Raw genomic sequence first — 3151 nt, 5'->3', positions numbered from 1 at the left:
GCTTCCGCCCATTCGACCGTCGGCGGATCGGCGCGCTCACCGGCCAGAAACAGCGTGCGGAATTTCGAAAGGTCATATTGGCGGATCAATTTTCCGTCCGGGTCTTCCTTGCGGATCGCGCGGAATGCGGTCGGCGCGGTGAACAGCGCCACCGCGCCGTGCTGCGAAATCACCCGCCAGAATGCGCCGGCATCGGGTGTGCCGACCGGCTTGCCCTCATACATGATCGAGGTTGCGCCGTGGATCAGCGGGCCATAGACGATATAGCTGTGGCCGACCACCCAGCCGATGTCGGAAGCACACCACCAGACTTCGCCCGGCTTGATGCCGTAGAGGTTGGACATCGACCATTTCAGCGCGACCAGATGCCCGCCATTGTCGCGCACCACGCCTTTAGGTTTGCCGGTGGTGCCGGACGTGTAGAGAATATAGAGCGGATCGGTCGCAAGCACTGGCACGCAATCGGCGGTCTTGTTCGCCTTGATCGCAGCCTCGCGCAGGTCAGCCCAGTCGTGATCACGCCCTTCGGCCAACTCGCAGCCCTGCTGCGGCCGCTGCAGAATGATACAGGCTTGCGGCTTCACGCCGGCCAGTTTGATCGCCTCGTCCAGCAGCGGCTTGTAGGCCACGATGCGGCCGGGCTCGATGCCGCAGCTTGCGGAGAAGATCAACTTTGGCTCGGCATCATCGATGCGCGTCGCCAGCTCCTTCGCCGCGAAGCCGCCGAACACCACCGAATGCACCGCGCCGATCCGCGCGCAGGCAAGCATCGCGACCACGGCCTCCGGCACCATCGGCATGTAGATGATGACGCGATCGCCCTTGGTGACGCCAAAATCGGTCATCACGGCGGCAAGCGTCTTCACCTCATGCAGCAACTCGGCATAGGTGAATTTCCTGATGCTTGCCGTCAGCGGCGAATCATGGATCAGCGCCAGCTGATCGGCACGTCCACGTTCGACGTGACGATCCAGCGCGTTGTAGCAGGTGTTGACAACGGCGCCGGCAAACCAGCGGCCGTAAAGGCCTTGGGCAGAATCGAATACCCTCTCGGCCGGCTTGATCCAGTCGATCTCGCGGGCCGCCTCGCCCCAAAATCCCTCGGGGTCGCGGAGCGATCGCGCATGGACCTCGTGATAGCTGCTTTTGTGCTGGATGTTCATGGCGTGCCTCTCCCAAAGCCAGATCGCCGTCATGGCCGGGCAAAGCCGTCCGGAAGGACGGCGTCGCTTTCGCTCGCCTATGCCGACCATCCACATCTTGGCTCCAGACGAAGTAAGACGTGGATGCCCGGCAAGGCCGGGCATGACGATGCGGAACGGCCCTTAATTATTTAACGGCCATTGTCATCCGAAGTTGAGCCAGATCAAGCTCGAACAGGTCAGCCCTTCGGCTAGATATCGCTATTTGGCAATTGCGCTGAGCCGGTCGATCCGCTCCGCCATCGCCCGGCGCAGGTCGTAACCCCGGCGGCCATAGGCGGCGTTACGCGCCTCGATGAATTCACGCTGCTGACGCGTCAGATTGAGCGCGGCCCGATGGCTTTCGCCCTCGGTACTCGCGATCGCCTTCAGGAAGGCGTCGTTCATGTTGCGGTCGAGCCGGGCGAGCTCCGGATCGGCGCAAATCGCCTTTTCCACCTGGCGCCTGGCGACCGCGCAATTGAAGCTCGGCAGGCCCGAGGCATTGGGCAACGCGCCCAGCCGTTCGATCTCGAGCGAGACCTGCTTGTAGTTGTCGGCGGCTTTCGCATCGGACGGGTCGAGACGAACCGCCTCGGCATAATCCTGCATTGCCCTCTCGCGGTCGCCTCTCCGCGACCAGGCGGCGCCGCGGTTGTTGTAGGCGCGCTGGAACTTCGGATCCAGACGCACGGCCGCGTCGTAATCCGCTATGGCGCGATCGTAGTCCTTCATGGCCTGATAGGCGTCGCCGCGGTTGGTGAGGAAATTGGCGTCGGCGCGAAGCTTGATGGCCTCGTCGTAGTCGGCGATCGCGCCGGCGTAATCGCCGTTTTTCGCGAGGTCGAGGCCGCGATTGTCGAAGAATTCCGGCACCGTCGGATCGATGCGGATCGCCGAGGTCTCGTCATCGAGCGCGCGCCGGATATTGCCGAGCTTGCGCCAGGCGGCGCCGCGATTGGTATAGGTCTGCGCCCGACCGGAATCGAGCTTGATGGCCTGATCGTCGTCCGCGATTGCCTTCTGATAATCACCCTTGAAGTACCAGGCGGCGCCGCGATCGGCATAAGCCAGCGCGAAATCCGGGTCGAGCCTCAGCGCCTCGTTGTAGTCTTCGATGGCGCGGTCGTATTTCTTGACGTTGTTGAAAATGTTGGCGCGGGTCTCATAGCCGTCTGCATAATTGGGATCGAGCCGAAGCGCCTGGTTCACCGCCTCGAACGCATCGACCGTCTTTCCGGTCTGCCGAAGAATCTCGCCACGGGCGCGAAAGGCAGGCGCGAAGTTCGGATTTTGGGCGATGACCTCGTCGATGGCGGCCAGCGCCTGATCGGTCTGACCGCGTTTTTGCAGCGCGAGGGCGCGAATGATCACGGCGTCGGCACGCTCGGGGGCCGTCGTCGCCGCGTCATCGATCACGGCGGTGCAACCCGCGACCAGCTTGGCCGGCGCTGCGCTCGAGCGAGCGGCACATGCGACCGCCGGCTCGCTCGCGGTTTCCGCACGCGCCGCGTTGCAGGACAAGACGAGCACGGCCAAAGCGGCCGTGGTTAGATATCGCGAGGCAAAGGTTCGCATGACCGGCTCTTCGGCTCTCTGGGGGTTCGGCATCGTCGCCGATCTGATTCTCGAGCCGTTGGTCGCGACAATCGGCCGCGAGGTTCAACGCTCCCCTGGCTTAACGCCCCACCAGCGCGAGCAGATGGTCCAGCCGGTCCCGCATCAGCTTTTGCAGGTCAAAGTCGGGCTTGCCGAATTCGGCATTGCGGCGGGCGAGAAATTCGTCCTGCTCGCGCTGCATGGCGTGCCCGGCGCGCGGATTGCCTTGCGCCGCCTCGCGCACCACCTTGGTATTCACGGCGTTGATCTCGCGGTCGAGATTGGCGAGTTCCGGATTGCCGCAGATCGCCTTTTCGACCGGACGCCTGGCGTTGGCGCAATTGAAGCTCGGCTTGTTGTTGACCGCCATC

At 63.4% G+C, this 3151-nt stretch carries 3 protein-coding genes; all 3 read right to left on the bottom strand.

From position 1 onward, the window contains the following. A partial coding sequence (locus VFL62_RS15710; RefSeq protein WP_325173301.1) for an AMP-binding protein occupies positions 1-1163 on the bottom strand: 1163 nt, incomplete at its 3' end. 240 nt (positions 1164-1403) lie between these two features. Further along, positions 1404-2759 carry a tetratricopeptide repeat protein gene (locus VFL62_RS15705; protein WP_325173300.1) on the bottom strand — a complete coding sequence of 452 codons (1356 nt, stop codon included), beginning with the start codon at positions 2757-2759 and terminating at the stop codon, positions 1404-1406. Between the two features lie 100 nt (positions 2760-2859). Beyond that, positions 2860-3151, bottom strand: a 292-nt coding sequence (locus VFL62_RS15700; RefSeq protein WP_414644737.1) for a lysozyme inhibitor LprI family protein, incomplete at its 5' end; no start/stop codon positions are given.

The sequence above is a fragment of the Bradyrhizobium sp. genome (assembly GCF_035701725.1).
In the GTDB taxonomy this organism is placed as follows: Bacteria; Pseudomonadota; Alphaproteobacteria; order Rhizobiales; family Xanthobacteraceae; genus Bradyrhizobium.
Note: the sequence above shows the minus strand (reverse complement) of the source record. Positions and strands in the feature narration are given on the sequence as shown.